The following is a 19,711-nucleotide window of genomic DNA, read 5'->3' as shown; positions in this document are numbered from 1 at the left end:
TATTTCCTCCATTATTTTGACATTATTTTTCTACTTAGATGAAAAATCATATCTTCAGTCATTTTATCTAAATCATACTTTGGATTAAATCCCCATTGCTCTTTTGCAGCAGAAACATCCAGGCTGTTTGGCCAGCTTTCCGCGATAGACTGTCTTACAGGATCTACATCATAATCCATTGTAAAGTTTGGAATATGTTTAATTATACTATTTTTAATATCTTCAGGTTCAAAACTCATAGACGATACATTAAAAGCATTTCTATCTATAAGTTTATCCGGATTGGCTTCCATAATATCGATTATACAATTTATTGCATCAGGCATATACATCATATCCATATATGTTCCTTTATCAATAAAAGATGTATAATGCCCCTTCTTTAAGGCATCATAATAAATATGAACTGCATAATCAGTAGTTCCGCCACCAGGAAGAGCTTTGTATGAAATTAATCCGGGAAATCTAACACCTCTGGTATCTAATCCATACTTTAAATGATAATAGTCACATAATAATTCACCTGTAACCTTGCTTATACCATAAGCAGTAGTAGGTCTTTGAATAGTTAATTGAGGAGTATTATCCTTTGGTGTACCGGGACCAAAAGCACCTATAGAACTAGGTACAAAGAGAGAACAGTTCAGTTCTTTAGAAATTTCAAGAGCGTTGTATAATCCATTTACATTTATATCCCAAAGTAAACTGGGATTTTGTTCTCCGACTGCAGAAAGAATTGCTGCAAGGTGTATAATAGTATCGACATTTTCTTTTTTGGCAATTTCAAAAAAACTTTTTGAATCAGTACAATCTAATGAATAAAAAGGTCCTTTTTCTACTATATGTGTTTTTTTATTTCTAGCAGAAGCAATCACGTTTTCTATGCCGTATTTGCTTCTAAGTTCGTCCAATAAGTCCGTTCCTATTTGACCAGTGGCTCCCGTAACCAATATTTTTTTCATACTCATTACCTCATCTAAATTTATAAAAATAATAAAATATAATATATCAATAAATATATTATATAGTCATATTGATAGTATATAAAATACTACTGTATTATTAATTTTTATCATATATAATCAGGATATACATGACAATTATACAATATTTATTATCGTATTAATAGTAGGTTTTTGTCAAGCATACTATTATATTCTCATGTCATAACAAATACTCTACTATATTTAACGATTATTCAATGATTACATATTCTTATATAATATTGAAAAAATGTTGGTAAGTATATTTTAAATCATTTATACTATTAGTAGGGAAATAAATAGATTATACAATAATTGGCTATAAAAGGATTTATAGATAGAATGGTGGATTATAATATGTGAAGCTAGCATATATGAAATACCTATGACTTTATCTGATTTATAGGCAGATGAAAGGAATGCTTTTATGTTTGGATATGTAAGAATAAATAAAATGGATTTAACTTTTAGAGAGTATGAAAACTATAAAGCCTACTACTGCGGATTATGTAAGTATTTAAAGAGAAATCATACTGAAATATCAAGACTAACGATAAATTACGATATAACATTTCTAATACTTATTTTATCATCAGTGTATTTACCAAAAAGTGAAATATTCGAAGAAAGTTGTATAGTAAATCCAATAAAGAAGAAAAAACATATTATAAATGAAATAACTGAATACGCTGCAAGTATGAATATTTTACTTGCCAATTTCAAGATAGAAGATAATATAGAGGACGAGGGGGGATTCAAATATAAATTTGTTAAATCTGTATATCACAATAGTTTTAAAACTGCATATAAAAAATTTCCGGATAAGAATAATATAATAAAAAAATATTTAAAAAAGCTTGATTCATTAGAGAGAGATAATTGTAGAAATATAGACTTAGTATCTAATACTTTTGGGAATCTTATGGCTGAAATATTTAATTATAAAGAAGATGACTATTCAGACAGGCTAAAGGAAGTTGGTTTTAATGTGGGAAAATATATTTATATTTTGGATGCTTATGAAGATTTAGAAAAAGACTTGGAAAAAGGCAGATATAATCCGTTTACAGATTATAAAAATAAAAAAGAGGAATTAAATAAAAAGGTAGATAGGATTATTTCAATGACTTTATCCAGACTTGAAGAAGCAATTATATCTCTGGATTTGGAATTAAATAGGAGTATCATAGATAATATTATATACTCCGGAATTTATTTGAGATATAAGGGGGTTTTAAGCGGCGTATATAACAAGGAAAATCAAGTATAATATAGTGTATTTAAAAAAATAATAAAGTGAGTGAGTATGTATTTAAAAAATAATAAAGCGAGTAAATTTAAAAAGGCTATTTATTTTAACTAATAATATCAAATGAATTTGAAAAATAGTTATAGCTGATAAAAATATAGCTTTATGGAGGTATAGAATGAGTAGTGCAAATAGAAATTATGTAGAAAATAAAATGGGAGTTATGCCACTTAGAAGACTTGTTTTAAGTATGTCTGCTCCTATAATGATTTCTATGTTTATACAATCGATGTATAATCTAGTTGACAGTATATTTGTATCCAGGGTAAGCGAAGAGGCTCTTACCGCTGTTTCTCTATCATTTCCTGTGCAGCAATTTGTCATAGCTGTTGCAATAGGAACAGCTGTGGGTATGAATTCTTTTGTGTCAAGAAGTTTAGGGGCTGGAAATATAGAAAATGCAAACAAAGCAGCCGGAAATGGAATTGCTTTGACTATTATTAGCTACTTGATGTTTTTATTTATAGGATTGTTTTTATCAGATAATATAATATCACTTCAAACTGGCAGTAAAGATATAATAGAACATGGAACCATTTATTTAAAAATATGCACAGTGGGTTCATTAGGATTGATGATGCATCTTACACTGGAAAGGATATTACAGGCAATAGGAAAAACTTTTCAAACTATGATTGCACAATCTATAGGTGCAATATTAAACATTATCTTAGACCCTATTTTAATATTTGGACTATTAGGATTTCCAGCAATGGGACTGAAAGGGGCAGCTGTTGCAACTGTATTCTCACAAATAATAGGTTCACTTATCGTATTTTTTTTCTGTATAAAGCAAGAAAGTGAAGTTAAGTTATCTTTTAAATATTTAAAAATAGATTCAAGCATCACAAAACAGATATATAAGGTTGGACTTCCATCAATAATAATGATATCCATAATATCTGTAACAATTTTCAGTATTAACAAAATTTTATCCAGATTTTCAACTACAGCCGTTGCATTAATGGGAATTTATTATAGACTTCAAGGTTTTATATTTATGCCGATATTTGGTCTCAATAATGGAATCATTCCTATAATAGGATATAATTATGGTGCTAAAAATTATAAGAGAATGAAAGATACAATAAAATTAGGTATGAAGTATGGATTTATTATAATGCTAATTGGAACTATTCTAATTGAATTATTTCCAAGACAATTATTAAATTTATTTAATGCATCTAATGATATGATGAGCATTGGATTGTCAGCATTTAGAATAATGGGAATTGGATTTGTATTTGCCGGCATATCTATAATATCTTCCGGTACCTTTCAAGCATTGGGGAAGGGGATGTTAAGTTTAAAAAACACTGCGATTAGACAAATCTGTGTGCTGATACCCCTTTTGTATTTTCTATCTTTAATGAATAATATTGATGTAGTTTGGTGGGCTTTACCAATATCTGAAATTATAGCTATGATAGTTTGCAGTATAGATTTAAAAAAGACGTTAATAAATGTTAATTTTAACTAACAAAAACGTATATTTATCAACTCATAGTAACTACAAATAAAAAAACAGATTGTAAAATAAAATGTCAGTATAAATAAAAAATATCAAAACTATTGACAAAATGAATTAAACATTCAATAAAATTTAATACAAAAAAGAGCTATTTTCAGCAAAGTATAGATGAAAATAGCTCTCTTTTTATTTTAATCCTTGTAGCATTTTTTCTTGTTTGTATGGATAAAGATCTTTAAATTTACCAACTACAAAATATCTATATCCGCTTTCGTCATAATAACAAGTCATTAAAGATAATACTGCTTTACCATCTGAATGAGTAATCACAGCGTCTTGTATTAAATCGGTTCTGTCATCCGAAACTTTCATTGTCTTGAAAACAGTGTATTCATAGATATTTTTTTTGTTTGTAATTCTAAGGGTATCACCAATTTTTACATTCATAAGACCGCCAAAAAGAACTTTGTCATTTTTCATATAGTGTCCAGCCACTGCATAATTTCCAAGACCCATTCTCTGATTCGGTTTCATAGTGCAGGCTCCATACATTAGGTTATTGTTTTCTAATCCATCAAAAATAGCTATATTTTTATTTATAGACGGAATTACAAGTTGACCTACTATTTTGGTCATATCTGCCTTATCTCTATTAAGTACAACTCCATTTATATCTATAGGATCGACTTTAGAAGCATCGTAGTTTTTATTTCCGGTTTCAGCATTTTTCTCCAGTTCATGTCCGGATATTTCTTCAATTTTAATATCATCATTATTTTTCATAAGTATTAATTCTGATATTTTAGGCAAAGAAAAAAATATGACACCTAATAATATAATAAATATTGCAAATTTCTTTTTCATAAACATAAATCCTCCTAAAAAACTCAATTAAATTATATCATAATATATGTATAAAGTAATACAAATATGCTTAATATTTTAAAATATATATTTCTTTAGATTTTTTTTAGTAATAAATAATCAATAGATATTTTAATTTTAACAAAAATATGTTATTATGATAATAGGTATTATTATATAAAAATTGTACTCTTTTTATTTGTTAATACCAAAGCTAAAGAATTTCAATTTATGAAATATGAAGTTTTTTTAAGAGTACTCACTTTTATCATACATTAAAAATACTATATAATGTATGACTAAAGTATTATTCTATATAACTTAGGAGGAAGTATTATGAAAATTGGTAAGAAAATAGTTAATTTAGTATTAGCACTTGCTATTTCTGTTCCAATGGCTATGTCAACAGGAGCACTTAATTTAGCGTTTGCCGATGGAATTAGTGCAAAATTTACAAATTCCAAAAATGGTGATCCGGTAAATAATCTAACTATTGCATTTTATGAAAAAGATGTCATGGCAGGTACATCAAAGAAAATATTTACTGTTGCAACTAAGAATGATGGGAAACTGAATAAGGAAACATTAAAAGCCTTTAATGGATATGATATATCGAATGTAGTAGATTCAGATGGAAATATAAATTTAAAGGCAGGGACATACTATTATGTTGATGAAGTTCCGGCTTCTGGATTTTATAAGAAAGTTAGACCGAAAGTATTTACAGTACTGGAAGGTGGAAGTGGAAATCCTATTGATGAACAATATACTCCAATATCAGAATTAGGTCAGGCTATTGTAGAAGCAAAAAATGAGTCTGGAGAACCCCTTGAAGGGATGACATATGATCTTTATGCTTTATCAGGAAGTAATTATATAAGAATATCTACATTTAGTACTGACAAAGATGGGCTTTTAACAGAAGCCTTTGAAAGAACGAGTGAGTTGCCAGGTACAAAGGTAGATGTAAACGATGGAACAATGTTGCTATCAGGTGGTAAGTATAAACTTACAGGAAAAAACTCTGTGGGAGGTTATTCTCTTCCAAAGGAAGGTGTTTTCTTTAGTATAAACTCATCTCAAATAAAAGATTTGAATGTGAGATTTGTAAAAGATAGTTCTACTCCTGGTGGTAATGATTCAAGAAATAAAACTGGTGCCAGCATAAAAGTTTTAGATAAAAATACCAAAAAAGGAGTTCCAAATCAAGAAATAGCAGTATACTCTACTGATGTAAATGGTAAAAATGAAACTTTAATATTTGTTGGAAAAACAAATGCAGAAGGAAAGTTGGATACAACAAAAGTATCTAAAGGTGCAGAATTCTTGTTAAATGACGGAACATTAATATTAAATCCGGGAAATTATTATTATAAATTGCATAATTATGCTAATGCAAAGAAACATATTTTTAAAGTTGAATCTGGAAAGATAAATAATCAGGTTCTTTATATAAGCTTGGGAAGTAGCGGCAAGACTTCAAATAATAATATATCTAAAAATACTAAAAGAGGTGGCTTAGCAAAAACTGGTTTTGCTAATACTCTTGGATATAGTGTAGCCGGATTGGCTATGATTTCTAGCGGAGTATTTGCTCTAAGAAAGAAAACTAAAAAGTAATAAATTAATTTAATATAAAGATGATTAAACGATGTTCAGATATGATTGAATAATTATATTTGGACATCTTTTTGAGTATATGCAATAATACTTTTTATAAATCTTAAAAAAAAATTTATTTTTTTTTAGAAGAAAATTAAAAATTTTATGATATAATTATTTATGTATAGAAATATAAAACAACTCATTAGAAAATAGTAATTGCTATGGTGTTAAATAAAAAATGATTATCAAGAAAGTTTTTTGGGAATTAATAAAAATTGGGAATATAAATTATAAAAAAATAAGGGAGGTTTTTATGCTAAATATAAAAAAAAGAGTAAAGCTATTATTTCTCATATTATTAATATTTAGTATGTTTGCAAATATATACTCAAATGCTGTTTCAGACGATATAGTTGGCAATGCACAGAGTATTAGGGAGAATAGGCTTGAAGAAGTACATATTGACGAGGGATATGTAGAAGGAAATAATGAGCTATCGAAAAGTAAAAAAATAGAAGTTGATAGAGAATCAAATGACAGATTAAATATACTTAACAATGATGGCGGAAATGAAGAACTTAAAGTATTGGAATCGGTTCGGGGAAATAAAACAAAAGTGAATGTTAAAATTACGGATTTCGATATTGTTGAGAAGAAACAGGAGAGTTATGAAACACCAAAAAAGTTAATATGGTGGAAAAGTTATTATTTAAAAATGAACTGGGAAGTTCCGGGAGATTTAAGCAATCTTAAAGCAGGAGATTATTTTGAAGTAATTTTACCTGATAAACTTAGATTTCCGGATTATAAAGCGGCGACCCATTTTGATTTAATGACACCCGATGGGAAGCAACTTGTAGCAAAAGCTGTTGTTTCTCCTAATAAAGATGGAGGAGGAAAAGTAACAGTAACCTTTGAAAAATATGTGGAAAGTCCTATTGGAAAAAAAGATTTAAAAGGTACAATGTATCTTGCAGCTAATTTAATAAGTTCTTATCTTGTCAATGAGGATACGAATATAGTTCAAATAACTATTGATGGAAAGACAAAACCATTCGATAGTGATGGACCAAGGAGACCAAAAAATGAAGTTTTTGTTAAATGGAGTGAAAGATTACCTGATCAACCAGATAATAAGGAAATAAAGTGGGTACTAAGAATTAATCACAAAAAAGGAAATTTGGAAAATACCAAGATAGAAGACAAAATAGAAGTTGAAAAAGGATATGATCCAAGTTTAATAGCATACGTCCCGAATTCTTTTGAGTTACATATAGTAAAGCATGATGAATTTGGAAATGTAAAAAAAGTATACAAAAGTATAAATATCAGCTCTTATATAGAACTTAAAGATAATAATAGAAGTTTTTCTTTGAATTTAAATTCCATATGGGACAAAGAAGTAAAGCCATTAAATTTAACGGATGATGAAGGAAAACTAATAGATGGAATTAATGAAAGACAGTTAATGTTGACATATAGATCAAATTATATTAATGGTTATAGATTAAGGAATAAAGCCAAACTTATAATTGGAAAAAAAGAAGAGCCGGTAGGTTCTCATTTTGAATCAGCACAATCTGGTGGTGAGGGTTCTGCAAGTACCATTGGTAAATTAAAAATACATAAAATTGACAAGGATAATGTGACAAAATCTCTTCCAAAAGCAGAGTTTATTGTTGAAAATAAAAAAACGGGCAAGACATTTAAATTAATAACCGATGATAATGGAGAAGCCATATCTGAAGTTTTAGAACCGGGTAGTTATGACATAAAGGAAGTTATTCCTCCGCCCGGGTATATAAAAAATAATCAAACATACACATATGAGGTAAAGGGAGATAAAGTAAATCTTATAGTAATAAAGAATGAGCGATATAGAATAAATATACCCGTTGAAAAGGTATGGATAGATTTCAATGAAAGAATTATACCAAATGAAAAGACGAAAAATCATCCACCTATTACTGTTACTTTGAAGAGAAAAATTAATAATAAGGTAGATGATAAATTTTCTATAATAAGAATGCTTAAATATGATCCTAATCCGGATATATCTTGGAAATATACATTTGAAAAACTGGAATTGCAAAATGACAATGGTGAATATTATACATACTTTATTGAAGAAGATAAGAATAGTTTGACTTCAGATTTCGAGTTTAATAAGTATGATAAACAGGAATATACCGGTAAAAAAGGAGATAATGGTCTAATAAACGCTTCATTAAAAGTTTATAATAAAGAGAAAAAGAAATTATTTGATTTGCCGGTAGAAAAATTGTGGCAAAATACATCAGGACAGATAATAAAAAATGATAGTTTACCTTCAGTAGAAGTTAAATTATATAGAAAAACCGCAAATTCACCGGATGAGTTAATAAAAGTAAATGGGAAAGACAGTATAGTACTAACAAGAGACGGAAGCGGTCATTGGAAATATGTTTATAAGAATCTAGATATAAAGGATAAATCAGGGGATTATTATACATATGAAATAAGAGAAGTAGTACCAAAAGGATTCACAGAAATTTCCGAACCTAGTGAGAGAATATTGGTAATTGGTGATGGAACCGATTATACTAAGGTAGGATTAAAATTAAAAAACAAAGTGAATCCTGTATATCCTGCAACTGGCGGTATTGGTAGCATTATTTTTGTGATGATAGGTATGTCGATTACTTGTATAGGTATTCTTTATAGAAATAGAAAAGATTTAATTAACTAATATTATTTTATTTTTAATAAGTGAATGTTAATTAATCTAATAAAAAAAGTTTGTTTTTTGACTATTTTTAAATTGATATATTGATTATATATAGAAAATTAAAAGTTGTTTATTATTATTACTATATAAAATAGTAGTTTTGATGTAATAAAATATTAAATTAAAAATTGGAGGGAAAAAATGAAGAAAATTAGTAAGTTTTTAGGGATTTTAATGGCATTTGCCGTTATTATTTCATCAATGTTACCTGCTACAAAGGTAAGTGCAGTAACGGCAGCAGAAACATATGATGTTGTTTTGACAAAAATTTTGATGCCAGATGAGAATGCATTAAAAAATTGGGATGCAAAAAATCCTACACATAATGGTATTACATATGATGGAACAAAAATATCAAATGAAGAACAGTTTTTTGGAAATGGTATTAAGTATTTAAAGGGAGTTTGTTTCGAAGTACATAAGTATGATGAAAGTAAACCAGATAAAATTGGTGAATTAGTACAAAATTCCGGCACTTTTGTCAATTCTCAGTTAACAAATGAACAAGGGCAAATAAACTTTAAGGGGCTAGATGAAGGAAAGTATATAATAGTTGAGAATAAAGAAAAATCAACTATTGAAGGTAAGAAACAGTTGGCTAATTCAAAGGCTGTTCCAATGGAAATTTCTCTTCCTGCATATAATGCAGCCGGAAATAAATTTACAACGATAGACAAGAATAATCCTTTATATGTGTATCCTAAAAATACTGTTGATGAACCGGATATTCATAAGTACGTAAATGAAACTGACCAACGTGATACGGCACTTATTGGTGAAAAAAAACAATTTAGAATAACTTCTAAGATGCCAGAAGGTATAAAGGATTATAAAATATTAGAAATAGAAGATCAACTTTCAAAAGGTCTAACATATGCAGGTGAGCTAGCTGTAAATATTAAGAAAAAAGGAAATAATGTAGTTCCAGTTAACATTAATACCGACTACACAACTGATGCAGTTGAAAATACGAAAAATGCTAAGTTCAAGATTACTTTTAAAGAAACTTTTATAAAAAGCCTTGAAAAAGATGATGAAATAATTGTTACATATAAAGCTATTATAAATGAAGATGCCATAATAGGGGCAGAAAATCCTAATGAAGCAAAAATAATATATGGACATAATCCAAATGATAAAAAGGATAAGAAATCAGAAGAACCTGAATTACACACAGGTGGTAAAAGATTTGTAAAGAAAGATGCCAAGAGTGACACAAAATTAAAAGACGCAAAATTTCTTGTTTTAAACAAAGAAAAAACAAAATATTTAAAGCAAACATTAACTGGAGATAAAGTAACAAAAAATGAATGGATAGAAAAATCAGAAGTTGAAGGTAAAACTTATGAACAAATAGAAGCCGATAATAAGGTGACAATATTTAGTTCCGGTGAGAATGGTGAATTTGAAGTAGTTGGGTTGCCATTTGGTGAAAAAAATAAAAAACCGCAAGAGGCAGGTACTACAGATTACTATATCAAGGAAATTAAAGCACCTAAAGATTATGCGTTAATAACTGAGCCTCAGATGTTTACAGTAGGTTATAATAGTTATTATAATGATCCAACAAATATAAATAGCTTGACAAAAGCAGATCCAGATGTAATAAATAATAATAAGGTTACTATTCCACAGACTGGTGGTATAGGTTCGATAATTGTTATAGCCGGAGGAGTATTAATTACAACTTTAGGTATATATATGAAAAAAAGAAATTCAAGAGCATAATTTATATGTAACATAAATTTATTTTTAAATTTCGAGGGGGATTACATAAAATCAAATTAAATATTAATTGATGACGTGATTAATAATCGCCCCCTCAATCAATCACTGAAGAATTTTTTCAGTGATTGATTGAGGCAAGTGAGAGGAAGGGAGAAAAAGTATGAAAAAAATAAAATATTATTCATTAATATTGTTGATTTTTATGGTGATATTTTCTGTTTCTATAAATAAAATATATGCAAATGATACTGGTTCTATTAGCATAGTTAAATTACTAAACAAGGATGGAAAAGAAAATACTACGCCTGTATCAGGAAGCATATTTGGACTAGTAAAGATTAGTGACAAAGAAATAAGTAATGAAGAAAAAGAAAAATTAGTGAAAGAACTAGAATTAATGTCTATTGAAGATATTCAAAAAAAATATGAAACTTATGGTAAATTTATAATAAGTGATGCTACCGATAATAGTGGTCAAACTACAATATCTAACCTAAAAATAGGTTCATACTATGTTATAGAGATTGAAAAAACAGGAGATATATTGAAAAAAAGCAATAGTACATCACCTTTTATAGTTAATATTGAAAAGACAAATAAATCTATAAAAGTATATACTAAATCAACTACACCATCAAATGGAGATGAAATATCTGTAAAAAAAGTGTGGGTAGGGAGTAAGTTAAAAAAGATACAAGTTTATTTATATGCAAATAATAAAAAAATAAATGAAGTTGAATTAAGTGATACTAATGATTGGTCGTATACATTTAAATCATTAAATAAAAAAGATTCAAACGGGGAAGAAATAATTTACACTATTAAGGAACAGGTTCCAGATGGATATATATCAGATATTAAGAAAAAAGATTCAAATGTATTTATTATAACAAATACTGAAAATAACATTTCCAAAAATCCACCAAAAGAAAGTGGAAGAGGAGGTTCAATAATTAGGACTGGTGATTGGACAATATATTTAATTATAGGTTTAGGTATAATTTTGATGGCACTAGGTTATAAAGTATATAAAAAACCACATACAAAGTAAAGAAATAAAAAACATCTCATTATCTTTATTTTGGGGTGTTTTTTATTTTTAAAATTATATTCTAATTTTATGAAAGGTATTTAATATGAAACAATATCCAAAAAAAGTTAAGGAAAAGAAGAAAGTCAATAAAATAATTAATAATTTTGTTAACTTTATTATATTAGTTGGTGTATTAGTAATGATATATCCTTTTATTAGTCAATTATATTATAGTAGACTATCAAGTGATACTATTAAAGACTTTGATAAACATGTAAAAAAAATTGAAACCTATGAAATTAAGCAAAGAATGGAATTGGCAAAAGCTTATAATGATTCTTTGAGTAATATAGTAGTGGATGATCCTTACTTAAAGAAAAAATTGGAGGAAGGAAAAGCTGCTTATGCTAAGATGTTAGAAGTACATGAAAAAATAGGGCACGTATCAATACCAAAAATAAATGAAGAATTGCCTATTTATGCCGGTACTAGTGAGACTGTCTTACAGAAAGGCGTTGGGCATATGGAAGGTACATCTCTTCCAATAGGTGGCAAAGGCAGTCATACTGTATTGACAGCACATTCAGGTATACCTAAAAATAGATTATTTACAGATTTGAAAAAAGTAAAGGTAGGAGATCATTTTTATATAACAAATATAAAACAAACATTGGCATATGAAGTTGATCAAATAAAGGTAGTGGAGCCAACCAAGTTTGAAGATTTACAAATCGAATCAGATAGAGATTATGCAACATTACTAACATGTACGCCATATATGATAAATTCACATAGATTACTTGTAAGAGGACATAGAATTCCGTATAATCCTAATAAAAAAATTGATGAAGAAAACAAATCCGGTATGAATGGATTGTTAAAAATTGGGCTTATCAGTATTATTTTTATATTGATTGTATTTTTAATTTTATTTAAAAGAAAAAGAAAAAAATAGTGATATACTATTAGAACTATTTGTTGGAGGACACTATATAAGAAAGATGGGTAAAGAAAAAAGAAATATAAAGAAGGAAGATACAAAAAATAATGGCACTAAAAATAAGTTTGTTAGTAATTTATGGATAATAATAGTAGCAATAGGTGTAATAATAATAGTATATCCTTTTGTTAGCCAACAATACTATAATTATTTATCAAGACGGAATATTAGTGATTTTAAACAAACTGCAAATAAAATTGAGAGCTATGAAATAAATAAGAAAATAGAATTGGCAAATGCATATAATCAAACTTTAAAACCGGAGAATATTGGTGATCCATTTAATGAAAAAGAAAGAGCAGGAAGAGCAGAATATGCAAGAATGTTGGAAGTACATGAGAAGATTGGTTATGTAGAGATTCCTAAAATCGAACAAAATATTATAATAAAAGCCGGAACAAGTGAAACTGTATTACAAGAGTGTGCTGGGCATCTTGAGGGAACTAGCTTACCAACAGGAGGAAAAAATACTCATACAGTCATTACAGCGCATAGAGGACTACCATCTGCTAAACTTTTTACAAATTTGGATAAAGTAAGGGTAGGAGATATATTTTATATTACCAATATAAAGGAAAAATTAGCTTATAAAGTTATCCAAATAAAGGTTGTAGATCCTACTGATTTTGAACCTGTTCAAGTTAAGAAAGGGAAAGATTATGCCACACTTATGACATGCACGCCGTATATGATAAATTCTCATAGATTATTAGTAAAAGGAGAAAGAATACCTCTTCAAACTAGTAAAAAAATTGCTGATAAAAATAGGAAAGAAAGTATACTAAGAAAAATGATAAGATTTATCTTAGTATTATTGCTTGCTTTTGTATCAATTATTATATATAGAAAGAAATTGGAAAAGAGAAAAAATATTAAAAAAAAGAATGATAAAAGAATGTAATTATTAGCCGAGGAGAGAGTAATTGAAAAAAAGAAAAATAATTGGTTTATTAATTTTCATGATTGGAATTTTGATTATAACATATCCATTTTTCAGTATGTCGATAGATGATTTTGCACAATATAGAAAAAATGAAGAGTATAAAAAAGAAATAAAAAAAGAAAACAATATAACAAAACAGATCGAGATATTGAGAAATAATAAAAAATCAAAAGAAGATTTAAAAGGAAATGAAAATAGACAAATAAAAGATGTGTTTAGCAATCAAAACAACAAAATAAAAGAAAAGAGTGATTTAGAAAAAATAGGAATTGACTTGAATAAAAAGGTTGGTTTTATTTCCATACCAAAGTTGGGGCAATCATTTGATTTGTATTTGGATGCCGACTACAAAAAAATAGCAAAAGGTGTCGCAGTATTACCCGAAAGTGATTTGCCTATTGGAGGTGATGGAACAAGATGTGTAATCGCTGGGCATAGCGGTTACTATAATAAATTAATGTTTTTGAATATACACAAATTAGAAAATAATGATAAGATACTTATTAATTTTATGGGAAAAGAGCTTGAATATGAAGTTTATGGAATGGAAAAAATATATCCGGATCAAAGTGATAAACTAAGATCAGAAGAAGGTAAGGATATTTTGACTTTATTGACATGTACACAGGCACCAAGATATAATATGCGTTTGCTTGTAAATGCTAAAAGAGTAAATAAAATTTCCAAAATAGATGATAATAGTGAAATCAGTAATAGCAGCATAATAAAATACATATCAAATAAAAATATTGATTTTTCAGTTAAATTGAGAAAAATATTTCCATATATAGTTAGTACAGTAAATGTAATATTAATAGCGTTGATATTATTGAAAATAATTAGAATATTAAAAAACGGATAGAATATATTATATTGTATAAACTATATTATTATGTATTTATTAAATAAATATATCAGAATTATTCTTAAAACATTACATATTTTAGAAACATTGGTGTTGAATATAAGATTTACTTAAAAGCTATTTTTTATAAATTATAAACTTCATTTAAGTATTATAATTTATAAAAATTTAAAATAGGTTTATAAGTATATTGTTCATTACCAATGTTTTTATTGTTAAAATAAATGATAAAAAATATCATTTATTGCTATTTTTTATGTAAAATATGTAAAAAATGAAAAAAAATAAAATAAATCCTAGTAAATTAGTCGAGATTAATTGATTTTTTTGGGTAATCATAGTAATATAGTCTTGTATAAAAATGAAATTCAAGTTAAACATAAATGAAAGGTAGTGAATTCTATGAGTGATAATTTATTAGAAATAAAAGATCTAAATGTGAAGGTCGGAGAAAAGGATATATTAAAAAATGTGAATTTAGTTATCAGAAAAGGAGAAACTCATGTAATTATGGGACCAAATGGTTCTGGAAAATCTACTCTTGTAAATACTATAATGAGTAATCCAAAATATGAAGTGACTTCAGGTCAGATAATATTTGAAGATGAAGATGTAACTGATATGGCTGCTGATGAAAGGGCAAAAAAAGGTATATTTATGTCTTTTCAGCATCCTATTGAAGTGCCGGGTATTAGCGTTGAAAACTTTATCAGAACATCAAAATCATCAGTTGATAACAAGCCTGTGTCTGTATTAAAATTTAATATGGATCTTTCAAAGAGAATGAATGAATTGGAAATGAAACCGGAATATGCGGCTAGATATATGAATTATGGTTTTTCAGGAGGAGAAAAGAAAAAGACTGAGATTCTTCAAATGCAGATTTTAAATCCAAAGTTGGCTATGCTTGATGAAACTGACTCAGGGCTTGATGTTGATGCAGTTAGAATAGTATCTCAAGGAATTAAAAATTTTAAGAAAGATGATAAGTCTTTGATTATAATAACGCACCACAAGGAAATAATTGCAAACGTAGTACCTGATTACGTACATGTTATTATAGATGGTACAATAGTAAAAGAGGGCGATGCTTCTTTAATTAAAAAAATTGAAGAAGAAGGTTATGGCTGGATTAGAGATGAGGTGAATTCATCTAATGGAAACTAATAAAGAAATAAGAAAGAGAACTCAGGTTGAAGAACTTGATCGTGGAATATACGATATAAAAAATGAGTTTAAATATAAATCAAAAAGTGAAAAGGGTCTAACAGAAGAAATCGTTAGACAGATTAGTAAGGAAAAAAATGAACCGGATTGGATGCTTGAAATTAGATTAATGGCGGTTAAAAAGTTCTATGAATTGGATAATCCCACTTGGGCACCTAACTTAGATGAAGTAAATATTGATGACATTACAACATATATAAGACCGGATGCTGATTTAGTGGAAGATTGGGCTCAAGTTCCGGAAGATATAAAAAATACTTTTGATATGCTAGGAATACCGGAAGCCGAAAAAGAAAAGAATCTTTCTGGTGTAGGTGCACAGTATGATTCAGAAGTAGTATATCATAATATGCAACAAGAACTTTTAGATCAGGGGGTTATATATACAGACTTTGAAACTGCTGTAAGAGAATATCCGGAAATAGTGAAAGAATACTTCATGAAATGTATACCTTATTCCGATCATAAATATGCAGCGCTTCATTACGCAGTTTGGTCTGGTGGTTCATTTGTATATGTACCAAAGGGAGTAAGGGTAGATGTACCACTTCAGTCATACTTTAGATTGAATGCACCCGGTGCAGGACAGTTTGAACATACGTTGATAATAATTGATGAAGGTGCTTATTGTCATTTTATAGAAGGATGTTCAGCACCAAAATACAATGTAGTAAATGTACATGCCGGTGGGGTTGAACTATTCGTAAAAGAAGGTGCTACATTAAGATATTCTACAATAGAAAACTGGTCTAGAAATATGTATAATTTAAATACAAAAAGATGTATAGTCGAAAAAGATGGAAAGATTGAATGGGTATCCGGATCATTTGGTTCAAAAGTATCCTGTCTATATCCGATGAGTATATTAAAGGGTGAAAATGCGAAATCTGAATTTACGGGCATTACATTTGCAGGTAAAGGTCAGTATCTTGATACGGGTACAAAAGTGATTCATGCAGCACCAAATACATCATCGACAGTAAATTCAAAATCTATATCTAAAGACGGAGGAGTAGCCATATATAGAGGGCTTGTAAAAGTTACGAAAAATGCTACAGGTTCTAAATCTACTGTGAGTTGTGAATCATTGATGCTAGATCAGGAATCAAGATCAGATACAATTCCGGTAATCGATATAGCGACACAAGATGTAGATTTAGGTCACGAGGCAAAAATAGGAAGAATAGATGATGAGGTTATTTTCTATTTGATGTCAAGAGGTATTAGTGAAGCCGAAGCTAAATCAATGGTTGTCAGAGGTTTTGCCGAACCAATAGCAAAAGAATTACCACTTGAATATGCAGTAGAAATGAATAATTTAATAAGTCTTGAACTTGAAGGAACAATAGGTTAGGAGGATAAAACATGATTGGAAATACATTACCACTTCTTACTTGGAGATGGCTAAAGGTAAATGATGCCCTAATCGAATTGCCAGAGGTTAAAGACCAAGTAAATGAAATAATAGCAGAAGAAGGAGATGAAGTTTCAGCACTTTTTGATATTAATAAAATTGAAAACAACGAAGCTTCAAGACATACAAAAATAAATATTAAGGCAAAAAAGGACTCTATAGTAAATATATATTATGTTGCCAGATGTCATGAAGAAGTAGCAGCACTTACGGATATAAATGCGGATGTTGAAGAAAATGCCACTGTAAACTTTATCCAGGTTGAGGCTGGAGGCAAAAGAGCAGTTACTAATTATACAGCCAATTTAATAGGTAAAAAATCATCGACAAATATAGAATCAATATATTTTGTAGATGGAAGTAATAATTTAGACATTTATTATCATGTCAAGCATATTGGTGAAGAAACAACATCTGATATATTGGTGAATGGAGCCCTTAAAGATAAGGCAAAAAAGACTTTCAAGGGTACGATTGATTTTAAGAGAGGATCAAAATACTCTAAGGGAGCAGAAGAAGAATTTGCAACATTGTTAGATGAAGATGTAAGAAATATAGCAGTTCCTGTACTTCTATGTGAAGAAGATGCTGTTGAAGGTTTACATGCAGCCAGTGCAGGAAAGATAGATCAGGATAAATTATTTTACATAATGAGTAGAGGTCTAAGCATGGAAGAAGCGAAAAAAATGTTGGTTGAAACTCAGTTAGCTCCAACAATTCACAAATTACCTAATAAAAAGTTGGGTGAAGAAGTATGGAGTTATATAGAAGCTAGAATATAATAGTTTTGATAGGGGTGAGAGTATGAATAATGAACAGATAATGGAAATTAGAAAAGAGTTTCCGTTTTTAGACGAAGAAAAAATGGGAAGAAAAATAGTATATTTTGATAACGGTGCCACATCACAAAAACCAAAGTGTGTAATAGATGCCTTGTCTAATTATTATAGCTATCAAAATGCCAATCCACATCGGGGAGCACATTATTTGGGAATGTTGGCAACAGAAATGTATGAGGATGCAAGAAAGAAAGTAAAGGACTTTATAAATGCATCTTCTGTTGATGAAATAGTATTTGTCAGAAACACCACTGAGGCACTAAATTTAATTGCATACTCATATGCTTTAGATAAACTAAAAAAAGGTGACGAAATAGTCCTTTCTATATACGAACACCATAGCAATCTGGTTACATGGCAATATGTAGCACAGAAAACCGGAGCAATATTAAAATATGTATATTTAAATGAAAAACATGAACTGGATATGGAAAGCTACAAAAATATTTTAAGTGAAAAAACTAAATTAGTAGCTTTAGCCGGTGCTTCAAATACAGTTGGTGGAGTGATAGATGTAAAAGAAGTAACAAGACTTGCTCATGAAGTAGGTGCAGTAGTTTCGATAGATGCAGCTCAACTTTCACCACATTTGAGAATTGATGTTAAAGACTGGGATGTAGATTTTATTTCATTTTCCGGTCATAAGATGTATGCTCCTATGGGAATAGGTGTAATGTACTGTAAATATGAAATACTTGATTCAATGGTGCCATTTATGTATGGTGGAGACATGATAGAATATGTATATGAACAAACTACTACATATGCAAAACCGGCTGCAAAATTTGAAGCGGGAACTCAAAATGTAGGTGGTGCAATAGCTCTTGCTGCAGCTATCGATTTTATGGAAAGAATAGGCGTAGATAATATTCATAAACATGAATTGGAGTTAACTGACTATGCATATAAAAAGATGAGTGAACTTGATTTTGTTGAAATATATTCTACACCAAGTTATGTTAGATCTCCTTTAATAGCATTTAATATCAAAGGCGTACATTCACATGATGTTTCTACGGTACTAGATACATTCGATATAGCTATTAGAACAGGACATCACTGTGCAATGCCACTTCATAGTCATATACATCAAAACTCAACTTGTAGAGCAAGTTTTGCAGTATACAATACATTTGAAGAAATAGACTTCTTTATAGAAAAACTGAAAGAAGTGAGAAAGGTAATGGGATATGGATCTTAAAAGTTTATATACGGATATGTTACTTCAAGAGAGTAACAATAAAGCAAATAGGAGAGAGCTAGAATCACCAACTTTTTCAGAATTAGGGCATAATCCAAATTGTGGAGATGAAATAAATCTTCATGTAGAAATGGATGGTGAAATAATAAAGGATGCCAGCTTCACGGGAGAAGGATGTGCTATATCAAGGGCATCAACATCAATGATGATAGATTTGATAAAAGGTAAAAATATCCATGAAGCAAAAGAACTTACCGAAAAATTCATTGGGATGATAAAAAAAGAAGTGCCTGTGGATGATGACTTAATAGAAGCTTTGGGAGATGCAGTTGTTCTTGAAAATGTTTCTAATATGCCGGCCAGAGTAAAATGTGCAGTACTGGCTTGGCATACTTTAAGTAATATAATAGATAAAAATTTTAAGTAAGTTATAAATATTTTGCCAACTACATCATAGTATTA

16 protein-coding genes are annotated in these 19,711 nt (G+C 28.9%); 14 read left to right on the top strand and 2 right to left on the bottom strand.

Going from position 1 to position 19,711, the window contains the following annotated elements; genetic code table 11:
- Positions 1–11: 11 nt before the first annotated feature.
- Entirely contained in the window at positions 12–962 is a 951-nt protein-coding gene (locus tag HLB29_RS05570) for an L-threonine 3-dehydrogenase (protein ID WP_185624178.1), read from the bottom strand.
- A gap of 448 nt (positions 963–1,410) precedes the next feature.
- On the opposite strand from HLB29_RS05570, the gene HLB29_RS05565 reads away from it, so the two are divergent.
- On the top strand, positions 1,411–2,253 hold the full coding sequence (locus HLB29_RS05565; RefSeq protein ID WP_185624177.1) for a DUF5685 family protein: 843 nt from the start codon (positions 1,411–1,413) through the stop codon (positions 2,251–2,253).
- A gap of 157 nt (positions 2,254–2,410) precedes the next feature.
- Complete coding sequence (locus HLB29_RS05560; RefSeq protein ID WP_185624176.1) at positions 2,411–3,772, top strand: MATE family efflux transporter; 1,362 nt, start codon at positions 2,411–2,413, stop codon at positions 3,770–3,772.
- 177 nt (positions 3,773–3,949) lie between these two features.
- Here the strand turns inward: HLB29_RS05560 and HLB29_RS05555 are convergent, their stop codons facing one another.
- Positions 3,950–4,627, bottom strand: coding sequence for a class A sortase (locus HLB29_RS05555; RefSeq protein WP_243155093.1), 678 nt, complete (start codon positions 4,625–4,627; stop codon positions 3,950–3,952).
- A gap of 336 nt (positions 4,628–4,963) precedes the next feature.
- On the opposite strand from HLB29_RS05555, the gene HLB29_RS05550 reads away from it, so the two are divergent.
- From HLB29_RS05550 to sufU, 12 genes are all read left to right on the top strand, one after another.
- Positions 4,964–6,247, top strand: a complete 1,284-nt coding sequence (locus HLB29_RS05550) for an LPXTG cell wall anchor domain-containing protein (RefSeq protein ID WP_185624174.1) — start codon at positions 4,964–4,966, stop codon at positions 6,245–6,247.
- 298 nt (positions 6,248–6,545) lie between these two features.
- On the top strand, positions 6,546–8,960 hold the full coding sequence (locus tag HLB29_RS05545; protein ID WP_185624173.1) for an Ig-like domain-containing protein: 2,415 nt from the start codon (positions 6,546–6,548) through the stop codon (positions 8,958–8,960).
- 180 nt (positions 8,961–9,140) lie between these two features.
- Positions 9,141–10,727, top strand: a complete 1,587-nt coding sequence (locus HLB29_RS05540; protein WP_185624172.1) for a SpaH/EbpB family LPXTG-anchored major pilin — start codon at positions 9,141–9,143, stop codon at positions 10,725–10,727.
- Positions 10,728–10,887: 160 nt separating this feature from the next.
- Positions 10,888–11,778, top strand: coding sequence for a Cna B-type domain-containing protein (locus tag HLB29_RS05535; RefSeq protein WP_185624171.1), 891 nt, complete (start codon positions 10,888–10,890; stop codon positions 11,776–11,778).
- A gap of 85 nt (positions 11,779–11,863) precedes the next feature.
- A complete protein-coding gene (locus HLB29_RS05530) occupies positions 11,864–12,715 on the top strand; it encodes a class C sortase (protein WP_185624170.1) in 852 nt (283 codons plus the stop codon).
- A 46-nt stretch (positions 12,716–12,761) separates the two neighbouring features.
- The gene (locus tag HLB29_RS05525; protein WP_185624169.1) at positions 12,762–13,661 is read left to right on the top strand and encodes a class C sortase; all 900 of its coding nucleotides are present in this window, start codon (positions 12,762–12,764) and stop codon (positions 13,659–13,661) included.
- 22 nt (positions 13,662–13,683) lie between these two features.
- On the top strand, positions 13,684–14,565 hold the full coding sequence (locus HLB29_RS05520) for a class C sortase (RefSeq protein ID WP_185624168.1): 882 nt from the start codon (positions 13,684–13,686) through the stop codon (positions 14,563–14,565).
- 405 nt (positions 14,566–14,970) lie between these two features.
- Positions 14,971–15,735 carry a Fe-S cluster assembly ATPase SufC gene (sufC, locus tag HLB29_RS05515; protein WP_185624167.1) on the top strand — a complete coding sequence of 255 codons (765 nt, stop codon included), beginning with the start codon at positions 14,971–14,973 and terminating at the stop codon, positions 15,733–15,735.
- Positions 15,725–17,149, top strand: coding sequence for a Fe-S cluster assembly protein SufB (gene sufB / locus HLB29_RS05510; RefSeq protein WP_207719531.1), 1,425 nt, complete (start codon positions 15,725–15,727; stop codon positions 17,147–17,149). The genes sufC and sufB overlap by 11 nt, the downstream gene beginning before the upstream one ends.
- An 11-nt stretch (positions 17,150–17,160) precedes the next feature.
- On the top strand, positions 17,161–17,991 hold the full coding sequence (locus HLB29_RS05505) for a SufB/SufD family protein (protein WP_185624166.1): 831 nt from the start codon (positions 17,161–17,163) through the stop codon (positions 17,989–17,991).
- A gap of 22 nt (positions 17,992–18,013) precedes the next feature.
- Positions 18,014–19,249, top strand: a complete 1,236-nt coding sequence (locus HLB29_RS05500) for an aminotransferase class V-fold PLP-dependent enzyme (protein WP_185624165.1) — start codon at positions 18,014–18,016, stop codon at positions 19,247–19,249.
- Positions 19,239–19,676 (top strand): Fe-S cluster assembly sulfur transfer protein SufU, encoded by a 438-nt coding sequence (gene sufU / locus HLB29_RS05495; RefSeq protein ID WP_185624164.1) that lies wholly within the window; start codon positions 19,239–19,241, stop codon positions 19,674–19,676. Before HLB29_RS05500 ends, sufU begins: the two co-directional genes overlap by 11 nt.
- The last annotated feature ends 35 nt before the right edge of the window (positions 19,677–19,711 follow it).

Origin of the sequence: Peptostreptococcus canis (assembly GCF_014229965.1) — a bacterium.
Classification (GTDB): domain Bacteria; phylum Bacillota; class Clostridia; order Peptostreptococcales; family Peptostreptococcaceae; genus Peptostreptococcus; species Peptostreptococcus canis.
This window is presented reverse-complemented; position numbering and strand designations above follow the sequence as displayed.

Coding starts and splice junctions, on each gene's coding strand:
- HLB29_RS05570 (WP_185624178.1), bottom strand. CDS start 962: ATGAAAAAAATATTGGTTACGGGAGCCACTGGTCAAATAGGAACGGAC.
- HLB29_RS05565 (WP_185624177.1), top strand. CDS start 1,411: ATGTTTGGATATGTAAGAATAAATAAAATGGATTTAACTTTTAGAGAG.
- HLB29_RS05560 (WP_185624176.1), top strand. CDS start 2,411: ATGAGTAGTGCAAATAGAAATTATGTAGAAAATAAAATGGGAGTTATG.
- HLB29_RS05555 (WP_243155093.1), bottom strand. CDS start 4,627: ATGAAAAAGAAATTTGCAATATTTATTATATTATTAGGTGTCATATTT.
- HLB29_RS05550 (WP_185624174.1), top strand. CDS start 4,964: ATGAAAATTGGTAAGAAAATAGTTAATTTAGTATTAGCACTTGCTATT.
- HLB29_RS05545 (WP_185624173.1), top strand. CDS start 6,546: ATGCTAAATATAAAAAAAAGAGTAAAGCTATTATTTCTCATATTATTA.
- HLB29_RS05540 (WP_185624172.1), top strand. CDS start 9,141: ATGAAGAAAATTAGTAAGTTTTTAGGGATTTTAATGGCATTTGCCGTT.
- HLB29_RS05535 (WP_185624171.1), top strand. CDS start 10,888: ATGAAAAAAATAAAATATTATTCATTAATATTGTTGATTTTTATGGTG.
- HLB29_RS05530 (WP_185624170.1), top strand. CDS start 11,864: ATGAAACAATATCCAAAAAAAGTTAAGGAAAAGAAGAAAGTCAATAAA.
- HLB29_RS05525 (WP_185624169.1), top strand. CDS start 12,762: ATGGGTAAAGAAAAAAGAAATATAAAGAAGGAAGATACAAAAAATAAT.
- sufC (WP_185624167.1), top strand. CDS start 14,971: ATGAGTGATAATTTATTAGAAATAAAAGATCTAAATGTGAAGGTCGGA.
- sufB (WP_207719531.1), top strand. CDS start 15,725: ATGGAAACTAATAAAGAAATAAGAAAGAGAACTCAGGTTGAAGAACTT.
- HLB29_RS05505 (WP_185624166.1), top strand. CDS start 17,161: ATGATTGGAAATACATTACCACTTCTTACTTGGAGATGGCTAAAGGTA.
- HLB29_RS05500 (WP_185624165.1), top strand. CDS start 18,014: ATGAATAATGAACAGATAATGGAAATTAGAAAAGAGTTTCCGTTTTTA.
- sufU (WP_185624164.1), top strand. CDS start 19,239: ATGGATCTTAAAAGTTTATATACGGATATGTTACTTCAAGAGAGTAAC.